Consider the following 17,166-nt stretch of genomic DNA (forward strand, 5'->3'; position numbering starts at 1 on the left):
TTCCGGGCAAAGGCGCTGTCGGCGGACAGCATGGCCGCGCGCGCAACCGCGCACCAGGGGGCATCGGGAACCTCGCGGCGAACAGAACGCGTCGGCTCGATGACGCCGATGATCACCGGGAAGGGAGTGTCGTCCGCCTCGGTGCACCGCGGCCGGGACGCAGACTTGACGGCATGCCATCTCAGAAGCGCGCCAGGCGCAGTGCGGGCCTTCTCCTGTTCCGTCGACCGGACGGGGCCGTGGAGGATACGGCCGTGGACGATACGGCTGTGGACGACGGCGCCGGTTTCGAGGTGCTCATCGGGCACATGGGCGGCCCGTTCTGGGCGGGCCGCGAGAGCGCGGCGTGGTCGCTCCCCAAGGGTGAGTACGGACCCGAGGAGGAGCCCGAGGCCGCCGCCCGCCGTGAGTTCGAGGAGGAGTTCGGGCATCCGGCGCCGGACGGCGAGTGGGTGGCGCTGGGCGAGGCACGCCAGTCCGGCGGCAAGACCGTGACGGTGTGGGCGCTGGAGGCGGATGTCGACGCCGCGACGGCGGTCCCCGGGACGTTCACCATGGAGTGGCCGAGGGGGTCGGGCGTGCTGCGGGAGTTCCCGGAGGTCGACCGGTTCGCCTGGTGCACGCCCGGGGAGGCGGCGGAGCGGCTCGTCACGGGACAGCGGATCTTCCTCGACCGGCTGCGGGAACACCTGGCGGACGGGCGGGTGACGCCCGATCAGGACGGGTCCTGAGCAGGCTGTTGGAGGAGGCGGAAGAGCGTCCTACCGGGTTGCGGTGCCAGGCAGGCGGATGACGGCGCGGCCGCCGTCGAGGTCGACGGTGGAGCGGTGGGGCGGGGCGCCGTCCTCCTCGTCGTCGCGCATCAGCAGCGCGCTTTGGCGCTCCTTGAGCTCGCTCTGCTTGCCGGGCGAGAAGCTCGCGTGCAGCTGCTCGAACCCGGTCGCCGACACCTGCCCCTGCCGCGCGCTGTTGCGCCAGGGCAGCAGACCGGCCCGCCCCGCGCGCAGCATCAGCTGATCGAGAAAGGCGACCGCGGTCAGCCCGATCACCAGTCCGGGCAGGGTCATCAGCACGACGAATTCCATCCGCCGAGTATCTCCGCGGGCGGCGCGGTGCGCATCGGTCGCGGGTATGACGATGCGGGCCGTCGCACCGTGCGACGGCCCGCGAGGCCGTGAGAAGGAGTTCCCGGTCGGTCAGCCGTTGGGGAGGATGACCGCGCGGCCGTTGATCTTGCCGTGGTGCAGTCGCTCGTACGCCAGCGGCGCCTCGTCCAGGGTGTACGTCTCCACGTGGACCTCGACCGATCCGGCGTGGGCGAGGTCGAGCACCTCGGCGAGCTCGGAACGCGATCCCCAGTACGGGGAGGTCACCGTCGTGTTGTACGGCAGGGAGCCGAAGCCGACCGGCAGCGCACCGCCGCCGATGCCGACGATCGTGACGTCGGAGTCGATGGCGGCCGCGGCCCCGGCGGTGGCGACGGTGGGCGGCGCTCCGACGAAGTCGAGGATGACCTGGGCACCGACTCCGCCGGTGAGCTCACGGACCTTCGCCGCGGCGTCCTTGTCGGACAGGACGGTCTCGTGGGCACCGACGGCGCGGGCGAGGGCGAGCTTGTCCTCGGTGACGTCGAGGGCGATGACCCGGACGGCCGTCATGGCACGCAGCAGCTGGATCGCGACATGGCCCAGGCCACCGGTTCCGATGACCACGGCGGTGGCGCCCGGTACCAGCTTGGGCAGCGACCGCTTGATCGCGTGGTACGGGGTCAGGCCCGCGTCGGTGAGCGGCACGGCCTGGACCGGGTCGAGGTCGCCGAGCGGCAGCAGATGGCGCGGGTCGTCGACGATCATGTACTCGGCCATGGCGCCGGGCGAGCCGAGTCCGGGCGGGGTGATGCCGAGCTCCTTGGCGCGCAGGCAGTAGTTCTCCTTGCCCTCGGCGCACTTGACGCACGTGCCGCAGCCCCAGGGGCCGTAGACCGCGACGGACTCGCCGACCGAGAGCCCGCTCACGCCGTCGCCGAGTGCGGCGACGGTGCCCACGCCCTCATGGCCGAGGGTGAGCGGCAGCGGGAACGGGATCTGCTCCGCGGGCCGGCTCATCACGGCGATGTCGGAGTGGCAGACCCCCGCGGCAGTGACCTTCAGCATCACCTGACCGGGGCCGGGCTCCGGGTCGGGCACGGTGACGACCTCGGGTGCTGCGCCCACGGTGCGGTACTGAACGGCCTTCATGGAATTCTCCTCACGTTCTTTGTTCCATTACTCGCCCCCGTTCCCCCGTCCACCACTCAGGAGGCGGAGTAGCCGCCGTCCACGAGGTGGTAGCTGCCGTGGATGAAGGAGGCGCGGTCGGAGAGCAGGAAGGCGGCGAGTTCGGCGACTTCCTCCGCCTTGCCGAGGCGTCCGGCCGGGTGCAGCGAGATCAGGTGGTCGCGGGCCACGCTGTCGGTGTTGCGCAGCAGCGGCGTGTCGATGAAGCCGGGTCCGACAGCGTTGACCCGGACGTTCTGGGCCGCGTATTCGAGGGCCGCCGTCTTGGTGAGGCCGACGACGCCGTGCTTGGCGGCCACGTAGGCGGGCGATCCGGCGAAGCCGTTGGTGCCGAGGATCGACGACATGTTGACGACGGCGCCGCCGCCCGCCGCGACAATGGCGGGGAGCTCGTAGCGCATCGAGTAGAAGACACCGCTGAGGTTGGTGGCGACGACCCGGTTCCAGTCCTCGATCCCGTACTCACCGGTGGGGTTGCTGGGGCCGCCGATGCCGGCGTTGTTGACGGCGAGGTGCAGGGCGCCGAAGGTGTCGACGGCGAAGCGCACGCCCGCTTCGACGGAGGCGGGGTCGGTCACGTCCATGGCCACGGCGGCGGCCTTGGCTCCGGCGCTCTCCAGTTCGGCGACCGCCTTGCGGGCACTGGCCTCGTCGTAGTCGGCGACGACGACGGACGCGCCGCCTGCGGCCAGTCGGTGGGCCAGGGCCAGTCCGATGCCGGAGGCTCCGCCGGTGATGAGGGCGGTCCTGCCGGCGAACTCCTGGTCGGCGGGGGTGGGGGTGGTGCTCATGATTCCGTGCTTCCTTCCGTGGTGCTGTGCGGTGCCTGCCCGGCGGGAGGCTGCGCGAGCAGTTCCCCGGCGAGGGCGTCGAAGGCCTGCCCGATCAGTCGGGGCAGGTCGTCCGGTAGCCCGGCGCGCGCCCAGGCGGCCTGGGCCGCGAGGAGTGCCCCGGCGCCCGCGGCGACCGTGACGGCGGGGCGGATGTCCCGTCGCGGGTCGACCCCGAGCCGGTCCGCGACGATGGCGACCGATTCCTCCTGGGCGTCCACCCGGATGTGGTGGAACGCCGCGTAGAGAGTCGGCTCCTGTTCGGCGAGGACCAGCAGGTCGAAGATCCGCTCGCGCCGGTGCCAGGCCTGCGATCCGGGGTCTTCGAGCCAGTCGTGGACGGCCCTGCGGTAGGCGGTGAGCGGGGGCTCGTCGGCGGGGCGGGCCCGCAGGGCGTCGTTGATCCGGTCGCCGTCCTCCCGGAGCGAGTCCAGGACCGCGGCTTCCTTGCTCGTGAAGTACCGGCTGAAGGTGCGCCGGTCGACGTCCGCGCGTTCCGCGATCTCCTCGACCGTCACATTCTTCAGACCCCGGTCGAGTACGAGCTCGAACGCGGCCTGCGCCAGTGTGTCCCGGGTCCTACGGGCCTTGCGGCTCCGCCGCTCCGGGGTCTTCCGTTCCGGATTCATAAGTGCACCGTACACCCAAAAATGTCCCGCCGCGACATAAGTCTCGGCGGGACATTTGGCCTATGAAATTGCTGTCGCTACCGGCCGCTGAACGTCTCGGCCGCCCGGCGGGCGCCATGACCGGTGGCCCCGGGCCGGTCGAGGCCGTCGGCGGCCGTCCGGCGCAGGGCGAGCGCGGCGATGTCGTCGCGCCGCACGCCTCCGGAGAAGGCGTCGAGGTCGGCGTTGAGCGCCTCCAGCACCTCGTACGGCGCCCGCTCCGCCCAGCGGCCCAGCCGGGCATCCAAGGGATAGAAGGCGCCGGACGCGTCGCGTGCCTCGGTGACCCCGTCGGTACAGATCAGCAGCGTGGCACCCGGCGGGAAGTCCAGCCACTCGGCGGCCCTCGCCTCACGGCTGAGTTCCGCCAGGCCCAGCGGAACGGAGGTGCGGCGCAGCGGAACGGCACCGGCCACGCCGTCGTGCAGCAGCCGGGGCGACAGATGGCCGCAGTTGACGGCCTGGGCCCGGTCGCTCCCGTCGAAGCCGAGCACCAGGGCGGTGACGAAGCGCTCGGCCTCCCCCGTCTGGGCGGAGAACACGTTGTGCCTGGCGACCGCGTCCTCCAGGGAATCGACCACACCCGTCAGGGTGGGCTCGCGAATGGCCGCCTCCCGGAACGCTCCGAGCACGGCGAAGCCTGCCCCGATCGCGGCGAGGCCCTTGCCCTGGACGTCCCCGATGATCACCCGGGTTCCGTAGGGCGACTGGACGACCTCGTAGATGTCGCCGCCGACCAGACGGTCCTCCTCGATCGGCGTATAGATGCCGTGGGCGAGGATCTGGTCGGTCAGGATGGGCAGCGGGCGCAGGATCTGGCGCTGGAGCGCGACGGCGGCGGAGCGCAGCCTGGCAATCTGCGTGGCGTGGCGGATCCGCAGCGCGCAGGCGCCGATCCCCAGGCAACAGGCCAGCACGGTGACGACGACGCCTGTGACGACGTCCCAGAACATGCCGTCGGACACCAGATGCGAGCCGACGACGACGATCATGATCAAGACGGACACGCCCACGGTCTGCCGGATCGTTCCGAAGACCGAGACGAGCGCGGGCACGACCACCAGCAGCGGTACGAGGCGCAGGTCCTCACCGGTCCGGAGATCCAGCAGGACGACCAGGGCCGTCAGCAGGGCCAGTCCGCCGAACAGCGCGGGGTTCCCGACCCGTGGCGCGCGAACGGCCGCCTCCCCCGCGTCCGTCCCAGGGAGCGCCGCTCCACGCGTCGCAAGCTGGCGCTGAGGCCCGAACGTCACGGCCGACTCCTCCCGGGACCTGCCGGCCCGGTGCCGGCGTTCCCTCCGAGTGCACCCGGCCCCTCGGGGCAGCACACGAGGCTTAGGGCCCCTCGGGCCGCGCCGAAGGTCCCGACCCGGAAGGCGGCAGGGACCTTCGGCCCGCAACTGCCGGGCCGAAGGTCCCTGCCGCGGGTCAGCGCACGACTGCCGCGCGGGCCTCGCGCTCGCCGCGGACGCCACCGGGTCCCGGCAGGCGCGCCGGCAGCGGTTCCGGTACGAGCGCCGAGAGGAAGGACGTCCGGCGGCGGAGCTCGAATCCCAGGGATTCGTAGAGCCGGACGGCGTTGGTGTTGGAGGCGGAAGCGTGCAGGAACGCCGTTTCGCCGCGCTGCCCGATCTCGTGGGCGACGGCGCGCACGAGCCCGGTGCCGAGCCCCTGACCGCGTACGGACTCGTCCGTGCAGACAGCGCTGATCTCGGTCCAGCCCGGCAGGCGCAGCCGTTCGCCGGCCATGGCGACGAGCACCCCCTCGCGCCGTACCCCGAGGTAGGTGCCGAGCTCGACGGTGCGGGACAGGAACGGCCCCGGCCGGGTGCGCTCGACCAGGGCCATCATGTCGGGCACATCCGCGGGTCCGAGCCGTACGGCCTCGGGGAACGGCGCCGTCGCGACGCCGGCGTCGACGAGCTGGACGCCCTCGGCCCGGAAGACGACCTCCCAGTCGTCCGGCGGCGGCTCGCGGAAGGCGGTGATGGTGACGGCGCCACCGGGTCCGGCGAGCGCCGCCGCGTCGTCCCAGTCCCCGGCCTTCGGGTCGTCCGGGACCGCGACCCACGGGGCCACGTCCGCCGGGTAGCGCAGGATACGGCCACGGCGCTCGGCGAAATGGGCGTGCGGGCCGGTCAGCGCGGCGCGGACCGGGCTGTCCAGCGGGTGCACATCACCGGCGGCGGCATACGGCGCGCTCACGCGACCACCTCGATCACGATCTTGCCGAGGGTGTGGCCGTTCTCCACGGCGCGCAGCGCGTCTCCCGCCCCGGAGAGCGGAAACGCCCGGTTCACATGGGTCCGCAGGGCGCCGGTGACGACGAGGTCCGCCACCTCGTCGAGGACCGCCGCGGTGCGGGCCCGCTCGACGGCCGCCCCGCCGAGCTCCACGGCCAGCGGCTTGCCCCCGGCGCTGATCAGTGCGGCCGGGTCCGCGAGCAGCGGGGCCACGGCCCTCAGGGTGTCGCCGCCGACCAGGTCGAAGACGGCGTCCACGCCGTCGGGGGCCGCCGCCCGCACCCGGTCGGCGAGTCCGGGGCCGGATGCGACGTGCACCGCACCGAGCGACTCGACGAAGTCCTTCTTGGCCGCGCTCGCGGCGCCGATGACCTGGACGCCGGCATGCCGGGCGAGCTGCACGGCCGCGGTTCCCACACCGCCCCCGGCCCCGGTGATCAGCAGCGTCGAGCCGGGGGCGAGGCCGAGCTGGCGCACGCCGTCGTACGCGGTGGCGGCCGCGACCGGCAGTACCGCCGCGTCCGTGAACGAGAGCCCGGCCGGCTTGTGCGCGGTCACGGCGACGGGCAGCAGCGTGTACTCGGCGTACCCGCCGGTCACCGGGTTGCCGAAGACCTCGTCCCCGATCGCGAACCCTTCGACGTCCGGGCCGATGGCCTCGACGACTCCGGCGGCCTCGCTGCCTAGGACGGTGGGAAAGGGCTGCGACTCGCTGCCGGGCCTGATGTACCCCGTGCGCAGCTTCCAGTCGACCGGGTTGACCCCGGCCGCCCGAACCGCGACGAGCAGCTCACCTGGGCCCGGCACCGGCACGTCCTGCTCGATGAGGGCCTCCACCTCCGGTCCGCCGTTGCGGGTGAACACGTACGCCTTGGGCATGAGCTCCCTCTCTCCTGTTCACGGCACCGGCGGGCGGGCCGGTCACCGATCGTCACAGCAGCAGGAAGGCCTTCGTCCGGGCACGTATTCCCCGGGGGCGGTGTGTTCATCGGGCCGCAATGATTCGGGGTCAGCGCTTGAGGCTCTTCATCAGGTCGCGCATGTCGCTGATCATCGCGGACTGGTACGGGGACAGATCAGAGGCGTCCGGCCCGTCATCCGACGGCGGCTCGCCCCGGTCGCTGTTGTACTGCGTGTAGGCGGGGAGACTCAGCGAGAGGACCGCGCCGCCCTCCAGGACCCGCAGTTCCGCGTTGCCGTCGTCCTGTGTCAGCGCGTACGCGCTGTCGCCGAGGTTCGGCACCTCCTCCACCTTCACATCGGCATCGACACCGGAATCGGTCAGCCCGCGCATCGCCTCGAATTCGGCTGCCGGATCGGACCGCTTGTGCAGCGCCACGGTGATTCCGACGGAGTACTCGATGTGCCAGCGGCTCCTGATCGACTTCTTCGCGGCCGGGGACCGAAAGGAGAAGAGGCACTTCACCCGGTCCAGGGCCGGATCGCTCAGGAGCTCGGATTCGATCCCGGGGGTGGCCTCCTTCGGCGCTATCGCCGCGCCCAGCGCCTTCAGCCGCACGGTCGGGCACGGGTCCCCGTTCAGCCGGTACCCGTGCATGTCCGGCTTCCGGTCGCCTACCGGGTACAGGTACAACGCACCTGCCCACACGGCCGAGGCCACCACGGCTCCGCTCAGCGCCCACCACCACGGGCGGCGTGGCCGTGGTTCCCGCGTGGGTTTCCGGTCGAAGTCGCCCACCACCTCGCCCATGCCGACCGCACCGAACTCGCCCACCATCTCCGGCTCGGAAATCACCCATGCCCCCTCGGCCGCACCATCCGTCCACCACATGATGGTCCACATGCCGACCGCGGGTCCCGAAGACGCTGCACGGGAGCGGGTTCCCATCCGTGCGGACGCGCCGTCCGACCGCTCGGCGGAGCTGCGAAGATGTCACGGCCCCACTGATGCGCGTCGTCTGGGGCCGGGCTTCGGTGACAACGGACGCGCGGTGCACGGGCAGGGGGAAAACACATGGGAGCGTCGGGCGCCGTGGTGCGGCGTGGGCTGCTGTTCGGTATCCGGGCCGGGGCGATCCCGGCCGGGATCTGCGCCGTGCTGTGGGCGGTGATCGCACTGGCGGGACTGTTCGGAGGGCCGGTGGGAAGCACCTTCGAGAAGCCCGTGGCGGGCTCCGTCGCCGTGCTGGGTTCCCTGGCGGTGGGGGCGTTACTGGGCCTGGTGACGGGCGTGGTGCTGGCATTCGTTCCCCCACGCGTGCTCGCGTCCGCTCCCCTGCGCGGTCTGACGTGTTTCGTGGTGGGGACGACGCTGTCCGCGGGTGAGGTGGTGGTGATGGACGTGTCGTCCGAGGGCGGCTACGGACCCGTCATCCTGGCCGTACTGGCCATGCCGGTGGTGGGAGCCGTCACCGCTGCGCGCAGCCGGTCCATCGCGGCTGTACGCCTGGGCTCCGCGGACCGGGCGTGAGGCGGCGGAGCGACGGGGCCGGTCCTCCGGCCGCAGTCGCCGTCCCTCTCCCGAACATGCGGCGTCGAAGTCGGCACACCGTCGATTTCGACTCAACTACCGCTGGATATGCGCCGGTCGGTCCCCATTGCCCCGTCGGCTGTGGCAGTCTGGTGAGCGACCGCCCCACCGGGCTCCCCCGTACCGGTGGGGCGGTTCTGCTGTCCCGCGCGCCCGACCCGCAGGGGATACGACGCGGGATCACGACGATTCCTGGCCAATAGCTGCCGTGTGACCTGACCAACTCCCGTTATTTCGCATGGGAACTCCCTCCCGGGGCAGGTGCATACACCTCATGGGCTACGACCAGGGGAGCGTGACGAGATGACGGCGCACACTGCGCGGACCGCCGGTGCGGAGCGAGCGGAAAGTGCGGAGGGTGTCCGCCCGACACCGGCGGACACGTCGGCCGGGGACGTCGGCGGGCTGCCGTGGATCGAGGACGCGGGAAAGATCGCCCCTTCTGACGCGCGCGCACTGTCCAGGCTGTTCTTCGCCCGTCTCCAGGATCTGGAGGAGGGGACCCCCGCCCATCAGTACGCGCGGAACACCCTCATCGAGATGAACCTCTCCCTCGTACGGTTCGCCGCAGGACGGTTCCGCAGCCGGGGCGGCGGCGACATGGAGGACATCGTCCAGGTCGGCACCATCGGGCTGATCAAGGCCATCGACCGGTTCGAACTCTCTCGCGAGGTCGAGTTCACCTCCTTCGCGGTCCCGTACATCACCGGGGAGATCAAACGTTTCTTCCGCGACACCACCTGGGCCGTACATGTCCCGCGCCGGCTCCAGGAGTTGCGGGTCGACATCGCCAGGACCAAGGAGTCGCTCGTCACGGAGCTCGACCGTGACCCCACCGTCCCGGAGCTCGCCGAGCATATGGGGCTGAGCGAGGACGAGGTCACCGAGGGCATCGTGGCGGCCAACGGGTATGCGGCGGGTTCACTGGACGTGCCGGCCGATCCGTCGGAAGCGGGGCGGCGCCACGCACCGGGGCGCACCTTCGCCGATGTCCTGGGCGGTCCGGATCCCGCACTGGAGACGGTCGAGAACCTGCACGCGCTCGCGCCGCTGCTGGGGTGTCTCGACGACCGCGATCGTCGCATCATCGACATGCGTTTCGTGCAGGAGATGACACAGGCCCGGATCGGCGCGGAACTCGGCATCTCGCAGATGCACGTGTCGCGGCTGATCAGCAGGATTCTGCGGACGCTCCGCAGCGGGATGCTCGTCGAGGAGTGACCCCTGCCGGGGGCCCGAGCGCCCGGAGCCCCGGCGTCCTCGGGCCGCCGGTCGTGGGCTCAGTCGCCGTCCTTCTCCGGGGCACGGCCCGCGTAGTAGGTCGCGATCATGTCCTCGCCGCCGTGCCCCGCCGCCTCGGCGCGCACGAAGCGGTCGGCCGACGCCGCGACCAGGTCCAGCCGCACCCCCGACGACCGCGCCGCGTCCAGGATGAGGCGGGTGTCCTTGAGCGCGGTGGACAGGGTGAAGCTCGGGGTGAGGTCGCCGGAGAGGACCGCGGCGGACTTGCCCTGCAGATAGGCGGAGTCCAGCGGGCCGCCCTTCATGACGTCGAGGAACGTCTGTGGATCGATGCCCAGCCCTTCCGCGAGGTTGAGACATTCCGCGATGTTGTTGACCATGGTGATCACCCAGGTGTTGACCACGAGCTTCAGCCGCGAGGCCGCTCCCGGGGCCTCTCCTACCCAGACCGTGCGCTGCCCGATCGCGTCCAGCACGGGGTCGACCGTCGTGCGGACGGTGGAGGGACCGGAGACGAAGACCGTCAACGCGCCTTGTTCCGCGGGCTGTTTGGTGCCGGAGACCGGTGCGTCCAGATAGACCAGGCCCAGGTCCGCGGCGCGCTGGGCGAGATCGGCGGTGGCGTCGGGCCCGACCGTCGAGCTCTGGAGCAGGACCTGGCCGGCGTGCACTCCCCCGGACGCCGCGGCGAGCGCGGCGGCGACGGAGGGGCCGTCGTTGAGCATGGTGAGTACGACATCCGCACCGCGTACGGCTTCCTCGGCCGTCTCCGTGACCGTGGCACCGTCGGCGGCGAGTGGGGCCGCCTTGGACGGCGTACGGTTCCAGGCGCGGACATCGAGTCCGGCCCGCAGGAGGCTCCGGGCCATTCCCGATCCCATGATCCCGGTACCGAGGACGGCGACGACCGGCCGCTGCGGGGTGGCGTCGGCGGCGCTCGATGTCATGAGGGGGCTCCCTTCGTCGGCCGCGCCGGGTCGGCTCGCGGCGCTGTGGGTTCTCAGGATTGCCGGAGCGCGCCTTCGAGGACGGCAGCGTGCACGGCCCTGGCGAGTCGCGCGCCCCAGCGGGAGCGCGGTCCCGCGAAGGGTTCGGCGGGGGCGGGGCCCGGGGACGGGGCGGCGATGCAGACGGCGTCCGTGGGGGTGCCGGAGCAGTCGAGACCCGCGTCCAGAAGTGCCTGGACCTTGGCCTCGGTGGCCGTGGCGACGGCGTTGACGAGTGCGGCGTCGGAGAGCGGCGCGGGGAGGGTGACGACGATGTTGATCGTGCCCGGACGCGGCGGCCCGTCGGTGCCCTCCGCCGGGGCGGCGGCCCAGCCGCGTACGCCGAGTCCGCAAGTGGCGGTGGCCGTCACGCCCTCGTCCGCCGCGACCGTGTACGCGGTCACGTCGGCGGCCGTCATCAGCCCGGCACCGGGTCCGGTGAGGTGTTCGGCGGCGGCGATCTCGGCGAGGTGCCGGTCGGGGTCCAGGCGCGGATAGCCGCCGGGCACCTGGGCGTTGAGGATCCAGTCGCGCGGGCCGATGCCGCCGCCGAGCACGGCGCTGCCGCAGACCCGCCACCCCGGCCCGAGCCGCCACACCAGATGGTGCAGGTCCGCACCGTCCTCGCGCCGGGCCAGCAGTTCACCGCGCTGTTCGGGCAGCCGGCTGCGTACGGAACGGATGGGGCACCCCCGGTGGCACGGCAGGACGACGGTCGGCAGTTGGCCCGTCGATGATATGTGCCGGGGCAGGGCACTCCCGAATGTGCTCTGCCCCGGCACGGGCAGTCAGGACTCGTCGCGGGCCATGGCGATCAGCCGGTCCAGCACGGCGGCGTCGGCGCGCACCCCGTCGTGGGCGTAGGCGTCGGTCACCCAGGTGCGCAGACCGCGGACCGCGTCCGCGGTGGCGAGGGACTGCTCGCGCTCGACGTACATGTCGTCGTGGTAGACGGCAGCGACGACGGGGACCTCGTTGGCGGCGAGCCGGTCCAGGTCGTAGAGGGCGGGCCACTCGGTGCGGGCGGCGAGGGCCTCGGCGGCGGCGCGCAGCTCACATCCGATTTCCGCGAGCGGAACCGTCAACCGACCTGTGCCGGGCCCGACTTCGAGCACCCTGCTGTGCGGGGTGAGACCGGCCGGAGTCACGATTCCGGCGACCAGCTCCGACGGATAGCGCGGGCGCATCCGGTCGTAGAGCTCGGCGTCCTCGTCGTAATGTGCCGCGCGACGCGTTCATGCCGGGTACAACTCCGAGCGGATCCCAGCGGTTTCATGGCGCGACGGTTCCGGCCGCCCGATGCGACCGCCGGTCGCGCCGCGCCATCTCCGGATACCCGGTGCGCAACCTCCCGCCTCACCCGAATGGCCTAACGCGCGAACGGGGCGCCCGCCACCGTGGCAGGCGGTCACCGCGCGACCGCCGAGCATGCGGCGCCCGGCCTCCGCGGCCCGGGCGGTTGCAGCGGCCATCCAGGTGAGGCGCGATGGAATGCGGACGCGCCTCCTCTGATGGCCCCAGCCACAGGACGCGCCCGGACGAGGAGGAATCGGTCATGGGAGCCGCTGACGGATTCACGGATTCCGGAGAGCTCGACGGCCTGACGGTGTACGACACCGACGGCGAGAAGGTCGGCAGTGTGGGCCGGGTGTATGTCGACGACAACACCGGCCGACCGGACTGGATCACGGTGAAGACCGGCCTGTTCGGCATGAAGGAGAGTTTCGTTCCGCTTGCCGGAGCCCGCCGCGTGGGATCCGATCTGCACATCTCGCATCCGAAGGACCGCGTCAAGGAAGCCCCCCGGGTGGACGCGGACGCTCATCTGTCCGTGGCGGAGGAGGAGGAGCTCTACAACCACTACGGCCTCGCCACGAACACCACCGCCAAGCTCGGCGGCCGGTCGGGCAAGGCAACCGGCACGGGAACCGCAACGGCGTCCGGGACGGGCACCACGGCCATGGGATCCGCAGGAACCGCGGGAGCCGCCGGAGCCGGAGCCATGGGAGCGGCCGGCGCCGGACGCACCACCGGGTCCGACAGGACGGCCATGACCGGCCCCACCGCCTCCGGTACGGGAACGGCCCGTACAACCTCGTCCGGCATGGGCCAGGGCATGCACCGCGACACCGGGGCGGCCGGCACCTCGCGTCCCCCCGTCGGCGCCGGGGCAGGCTCCGAACGGTCCTCCGCCGACCTGCGCGGCAAGGAGGAGATGATCCGCTCCGAGGAGCAACTGCACGTCGGTACCGAGCAGTACGAGAGCGGAACGGCACGGCTGCACAAGTACGTCGTCACCGAGAACGTCACCAGGACCGTGCCCGTGACCCACGAAGAGGTGCGCCTGATCCGTGAGCCGCTGCAGCCCGGCGAGAAGACGGCGGAGCGTGCCGCCATCCGGGAGCAGGATGTCGAGGTCACCCTGCACGCGGAACGTGCGACCACGCGGAAGGAGACCGTGCCCGTCGAGCGGGTGCGGATGGAGACCAAGAAGGTGACCGAGCAGAAGGAAGTCTCCGCCGAACTCCGCAAGGAGCAGATCGACTACACGGACAGCACGGACATCGGTGGCAAGGACATGGGCGGCGATATCGGCCGGGGGCGCCGCCGCTGACCCCGTCCCGGGCACCGCGGCGGACAGCCGCATCCGGAGCGTGAGGGCGGGCCCATGTCGTGCCGGGTCCGCCCGCTCGCCGTCGCGGCTCCCGCCACGACAGAGCGGACAGCCGCTACGTCCCCGACGCCGCACCCGGCGTCCGGACGGTGTGGCCGGTGGTACGCCGGGCTGTTCCCGTCGCACCACCTTCCTGCTGCCTACGGACGCTGAAGAGCAATGACGGCGTTGTGTCCGCCGAATCCGAAGGAATGGCTGACGGCGCGCCTGATGGGCCGCCGCAGAGGTTGCTCGGTGACGCAGTCGATGTCGAACTCGGGCGCCGGGGCGTCCAGGTTGGCGATCGGTGGCACGACTCCGCGTTGGAGCGTGAGGACGGTGAGTCCGGCCTCGATCGCTCCGGCCGCCCCCATGCAGTGCCCCAGTACGCCCTTGGGGGCGGTGACGGGCGGCCGGTGCGGATAGACCCGGGCGATGAGAGCGGCCTCGGTGGCATCGTTGGCCGGGGTCGCCGTGCCGTGTGCGTTGACGTGCTCGACATCCTCGGCCGCCCAGCCCGCGTCGCGCAGCGCGGCCTCGACCGCCGCCTGGGCGACCGTGCCGGACGGATGCGGGCTGATGGGGTGGTGGGCGTCGGTGGTGGCGCCGGTGCCGGCGAGCAGCGCCCGTGGGGCCGCGCCCCGGGCCCGGGCGTCGTCCGCCCGTTCCAGCACCATGACGGCCGCGCCCTCGCCCATGACCAGGCCGGCCCGGTCGGCCGCGAAGGGCCGGCACAGTCTGGCCGGGTCGCCGTCCGTCCGGGCCCCGGCTCCGGACCTGGCGAACCCGGCCATGGCGACCGGGTAGACGATCGACTCGGTGGCTCCGGCGATCGCGATGTCGCACTGCCCGGTGACCAGCAGGTCGCGGGCGACGGACAGCGCGGTGACGCCTGACGAACAGGCGGTGCACGGGGCCATGCTGGGTCCGGTGGCCCGCAGCTGGATCGCGATCTCGGCGGCGGGCATGTTCGGAATGGTGAGCAGGATGCCCGACGGCGAGGTGGCCCCGGCCCCGAGCCGGTCGAGCACGACGGCCTGCTCGGTCAGCGAGGCGGATCCCCCGCTGCTGGTACCGACGACCACCGCGACCCGGGCGCCCTCCCACCGGGCCGGGTCGAGCCCGGCGTCGGCGACCGCCTCCCGGGCGGCGACCACGGCGAGCTTCACGTACTTCCCCATGCGGAAGGACGCGCGGCCGCCGATCGCGGCGTCCAGGTCGATGCCGTCGACCATGCAGGCGAAGTCGATCGCGCACCCTTCGAGTTCGGCGACGGTACGGGCCGGTGACACGCCCGCGCACACGCCCTTCCAGGTGGATTCGGTGTCGTTGCCGACCGGGGTGATCATGCCCAGGCCGGTGACGGCGACGGCCGGCCTGTTCATCGGGCGTTGCTCATCGCTGTCCCGCCGCCGACCCGCGCCCCGCCGTCGGCCGCCGCGTAGATGAACCGTGAGATGTCGGCCAGCGTGGCGTCCTTGGGGAGCTGGTCGAAGTCCCGGTCGCCGCCGGCCGTATCCCTGATCAGGACGGCGAACTCGGCGACGGCGAGGGAGTCCATCTCCAGGCTGTCCATCGTGGAGCCCGGGTGGATCTCGGCGGCGGGCACTTTGAAGGTGTGTGTCAGAACCTCGGTGATCTTGGGGTGAATCGCACTCATGAGCTTTCTCTCCATCATTCGGTCCGGCTGTCGGGGTCGGCGGTGGCACCGTCCCGACGCCGAATCAACTGGGTGGAGTGCCTCCAGTTACGCCTTGTGCCGAACCGATTCGGCACCGTCCTCCCCGCGCTCCCCGCACCACCGGGCCAGGACGGACGCCGTACCCCAGAAGGCCAGCAGGACAACGCGGACCCCGAGGGCCCCGGCCGCCTCCCTGCCCTGGCGGCCCCGCACAACTGTCCCCTTCCTCTTCATGGCGTTCACCGCTCGCCCGGAGCCGTCGCCCGGCCCCCGTCCGTCTGCCAGGCGGCGCCCGGATCGTCGTAGGCGTCCACGTAATCGGCTCCGGCGATGGGCCAGTCGGCGAGCAGTTCCGGCGGCAGCGCGAAGGACTCGGCGAGGTCGGGCAGATGGGCGGCGACAGCGGTGATGAGCTCTTCCACCCTGTCCGGCAGGCCGTTGACCTGCTCGCCGGTCAACAGGCCCGCTGCCAGCAGATCACCGCTGGCGCGGGCGATCCGGTCGAGTGCGAAGAGCCGCTGCAGCTCGCCGAGCCGGTCGCGGGCGGGCCCCTCGGGCAGCGCGGTCACCGCTTCCGCGTACGCCTCGGCCGCCTGCCGGTGGGCGTGGGCCTCGACGCCGCGCAGGGCGGGCCCGGATGCCGCGTTCCACCGCGCCAGCGGGTCACCGTGCGGTGCGAGGCCCATCCGCTCCCGGGCCCGGCCGAACCAGATCCGCTCCAGCTCCGCGAGCAGCCTGCCGAGAAAGTCCGGGTCGTCGAGATCGCCGGGTCCGCCGCCGGGGGAAGACTCGGGCCCAGCCGGTGCTGCGGCGAAGAGCATTTCCGCGGCCGCCTTGGCGTGGATGGCCAGATTGTCGCCCTCGGCAGTGATGGCGCCTTCCACACCGGTGACGAGTTCGCTCATGCCGTTGTTCTCCAGGAGGGCCTGGGCACCGCAGCGTTCACGGCATTCGACGATCACGGACCTGGCCTGCCAGGTGATCCACCCCTTGGCGACGGCGACCAGCCGCTCCGCCTCCTCCCCTTCCCCACCCCGTTCCCAGCGGTCCAGCGCCCTGCGGTGCAGCAGGCTCATCGCGAAGACGGTGGCCATCGCCGAGGCGAGCGGTCCGTGGTGACTGCGGTGGGCGATCACCGGCAGCCGGCGCGAGCCGCGGGGGCCCGAGATGTACCGGTGGCCGCCGTAGCGGACGGCGACGGCGAGTGTCGCGCGCGCGCAGCCGACCGCGCAGGCCGTCATCGAGATCTTGCCGGCGGTGACGCGCGCGATCGACGCGAGGAAGCGACGCCTGCGGTTGTCGATGGCGCTGCTGAACTCCCCGTCCGCACCGATCCGTCCGTGGTCCCCGCCGAGCAGCGCGGCGCGTCCCACGAAGACCCGGTCGAAGGAGGTCAGGCAGTGGTCCACCGGGCTGCCGGTGCGGGTGGGGAGCCTGCGGACCCGTACTCCGGGCAGGGCCTGAACGGCGTCGGTGAGCGGTACGAGAAAGAGGAAGACCCCGTGATCGGCGCCGTCGACGAGCAGACGCGCGGCCACGAGCCCCGTTTTGGGGCCGCCGGCCGGACTGGTGTTGGGCATGAATTTCTGGGCCCCGGCATGCGGTGTGCGGAGCACGAATCCGTCGCGCTCACGGTCGTACTCGGCCGTGGTCTCGACGGCCGCGGCGTCGTTGCCGTGTGCCACCTCCGTACAGAGAAAGGTGCCGATGCGCCGCAGCCGCAGGAAGTCCGACAGATCGCGGTCGCCCCCGTGGTCGAGGAGGCTGCCGAGAAAGAGGCTGTAGTGGATCCCCGCCACCGTGGTGAGCGCCGGGTCCACCGGGCCGAGCCATTCGTGCAGCGCCGCGAGGGCACGGGGGTCCGCGGCCAGCCGGGCACCGCTGTCCAGACAGTCGTTGAGGACGCGCAGCCGCTCGTACGTGAGAGCCAGGCGCTCCTCGGCAGTGCGGCGGTCCGGGCGGCGGAAGGGTTCCGTGCTGATCAGTCGCTGCCAGAAGCCGTGCTCCCGGCGGAAGTTGTCGCCGAGGAGCACACCGGTGAGGAGGTCCGTGGACTGTTCTGCGGAGGGGCTGTCGATGGTTGCGGTCATGAAAAT

General features: G+C 72.1%; 17 protein-coding genes and 1 pseudogene. 4 read left to right on the forward strand and 14 right to left on the reverse strand.

From position 1 onward, the window contains the following. Positions 1-173 precede the first annotated feature (173 nt). Positions 174-731, forward strand: coding sequence for an NUDIX domain-containing protein (locus OG978_RS04590; protein ID WP_326763936.1), 558 nt, complete (start codon positions 174-176; stop codon positions 729-731). A 30-nt stretch (positions 732-761) separates the two neighbouring features. Here the strand turns inward: OG978_RS04590 and OG978_RS04595 are convergent, their stop codons facing one another. The 8 genes from OG978_RS04595 to OG978_RS04630 all read right to left on the reverse strand — a co-directional run bounded on the left by OG978_RS04595 (position 762) and on the right by OG978_RS04630 (position 7,773). Next, the gene (locus OG978_RS04595; RefSeq protein WP_326763937.1) at positions 762-1,085 is read right to left on the reverse strand and encodes a DUF6191 domain-containing protein; all 324 of its coding nucleotides are present in this window, start codon (positions 1,083-1,085) and stop codon (positions 762-764) included. Between the two features lie 111 nt (positions 1,086-1,196). Continuing rightward, positions 1,197-2,237: an NAD(P)-dependent alcohol dehydrogenase gene (locus OG978_RS04600; RefSeq protein WP_326763938.1), complete on the reverse strand. Its 1,041-nt coding sequence runs from the start codon at positions 2,235-2,237 to the stop codon at positions 1,197-1,199. A gap of 56 nt (positions 2,238-2,293) precedes the next feature. Beyond that, a complete protein-coding gene (locus tag OG978_RS04605) occupies positions 2,294-3,067 on the reverse strand; it encodes an SDR family NAD(P)-dependent oxidoreductase (RefSeq protein WP_326763939.1) in 774 nt (257 codons plus the stop codon). Next, a complete protein-coding gene (locus OG978_RS04610; RefSeq protein WP_326763940.1) occupies positions 3,064-3,735 on the reverse strand; it encodes a TetR family transcriptional regulator in 672 nt (223 codons plus the stop codon). Before OG978_RS04610 ends, OG978_RS04605 begins: the two co-directional genes overlap by 4 nt. A 77-nt stretch (positions 3,736-3,812) precedes the next feature. Beyond that, complete coding sequence (locus OG978_RS04615) at positions 3,813-5,027, reverse strand: PP2C family protein-serine/threonine phosphatase (RefSeq protein WP_326763941.1); 1,215 nt, start codon at positions 5,025-5,027, stop codon at positions 3,813-3,815. A gap of 175 nt (positions 5,028-5,202) precedes the next feature. Continuing rightward, positions 5,203-5,979: a GNAT family N-acetyltransferase gene (locus OG978_RS04620; protein WP_326763942.1), complete on the reverse strand. Its 777-nt coding sequence runs from the start codon at positions 5,977-5,979 to the stop codon at positions 5,203-5,205. Next, positions 5,976-6,896: an NADP-dependent oxidoreductase gene (locus tag OG978_RS04625; RefSeq protein WP_326763943.1), complete on the reverse strand. Its 921-nt coding sequence runs from the start codon at positions 6,894-6,896 to the stop codon at positions 5,976-5,978. Before OG978_RS04625 ends, OG978_RS04620 begins: the two co-directional genes overlap by 4 nt. Positions 6,897-7,026: 130 nt before the next feature. Beyond that, positions 7,027-7,773, reverse strand: coding sequence for a hypothetical protein (locus tag OG978_RS04630; protein WP_326763944.1), 747 nt, complete (start codon positions 7,771-7,773; stop codon positions 7,027-7,029). Between the two features lie 219 nt (positions 7,774-7,992). Here OG978_RS04630 and OG978_RS04635 point away from each other — a divergent pair, with 219 nt between their 5' ends. Next, complete coding sequence (locus OG978_RS04635; protein ID WP_326763945.1) at positions 7,993-8,448, forward strand: hypothetical protein; 456 nt, start codon at positions 7,993-7,995, stop codon at positions 8,446-8,448. 363 nt (positions 8,449-8,811) lie between these two features. Next, positions 8,812-9,729, forward strand: coding sequence for an RNA polymerase sigma factor SigF (locus OG978_RS04640; RefSeq protein WP_326763946.1), 918 nt, complete (start codon positions 8,812-8,814; stop codon positions 9,727-9,729). Between the two features lie 59 nt (positions 9,730-9,788). Here OG978_RS04640 and OG978_RS04645 read toward each other — a convergent pair whose 3' ends face one another. From OG978_RS04645 to OG978_RS04655, 3 genes and pseudogenes are all read right to left on the reverse strand, one after another. Further along, positions 9,789-10,697 (reverse strand): NAD(P)-dependent oxidoreductase, encoded by a 909-nt coding sequence (locus OG978_RS04645; protein WP_326763947.1) that lies wholly within the window; start codon positions 10,695-10,697, stop codon positions 9,789-9,791. A 53-nt stretch (positions 10,698-10,750) separates the two neighbouring features. Further along, positions 10,751-11,398 carry an adenosylcobinamide amidohydrolase gene (locus tag OG978_RS04650; protein ID WP_442817820.1) on the reverse strand — a complete coding sequence of 216 codons (648 nt, stop codon included), beginning with the start codon at positions 11,396-11,398 and terminating at the stop codon, positions 10,751-10,753. Between the two features lie 126 nt (positions 11,399-11,524). After that, positions 11,525-11,788, reverse strand: a pseudogene (locus tag OG978_RS04655) (alpha/beta hydrolase); the annotation flags it as partial. Positions 11,789-12,291: 503 nt separating this feature from the next. On the opposite strand from OG978_RS04655, the gene OG978_RS04660 reads away from it, so the two are divergent. After that, positions 12,292-13,350, forward strand: a complete 1,059-nt coding sequence (locus OG978_RS04660) for a PRC and DUF2382 domain-containing protein (RefSeq protein ID WP_326763948.1) — start codon at positions 12,292-12,294, stop codon at positions 13,348-13,350. Positions 13,351-13,550: 200 nt separating this feature from the next. Here the strand turns inward: OG978_RS04660 and OG978_RS04665 are convergent, their stop codons facing one another. The 3 genes from OG978_RS04665 to OG978_RS04675 form a co-directional block, all read right to left on the reverse strand. Further along, a complete protein-coding gene (locus OG978_RS04665) occupies positions 13,551-14,774 on the reverse strand; it encodes a beta-ketoacyl-[acyl-carrier-protein] synthase family protein (RefSeq protein WP_326763949.1) in 1,224 nt (407 codons plus the stop codon). Continuing rightward, positions 14,771-15,049 carry an acyl carrier protein gene (locus OG978_RS04670; RefSeq protein WP_326763950.1) on the reverse strand — a complete coding sequence of 93 codons (279 nt, stop codon included), beginning with the start codon at positions 15,047-15,049 and terminating at the stop codon, positions 14,771-14,773. The genes OG978_RS04665 and OG978_RS04670 overlap by 4 nt, the downstream gene beginning before the upstream one ends. Before the next feature lie 260 nt (positions 15,050-15,309). Continuing rightward, positions 15,310-17,160 carry an acyl-CoA dehydrogenase family protein gene (locus OG978_RS04675; protein ID WP_326763951.1) on the reverse strand — a complete coding sequence of 617 codons (1,851 nt, stop codon included), beginning with the start codon at positions 17,158-17,160 and terminating at the stop codon, positions 15,310-15,312. Positions 17,161-17,166 lie beyond the last annotated feature (6 nt).

This window comes from Streptomyces sp. NBC_01591 (assembly GCF_035918155.1).
In the GTDB taxonomy this organism is placed as follows: domain Bacteria; phylum Actinomycetota; class Actinomycetes; order Streptomycetales; family Streptomycetaceae; genus Streptomyces.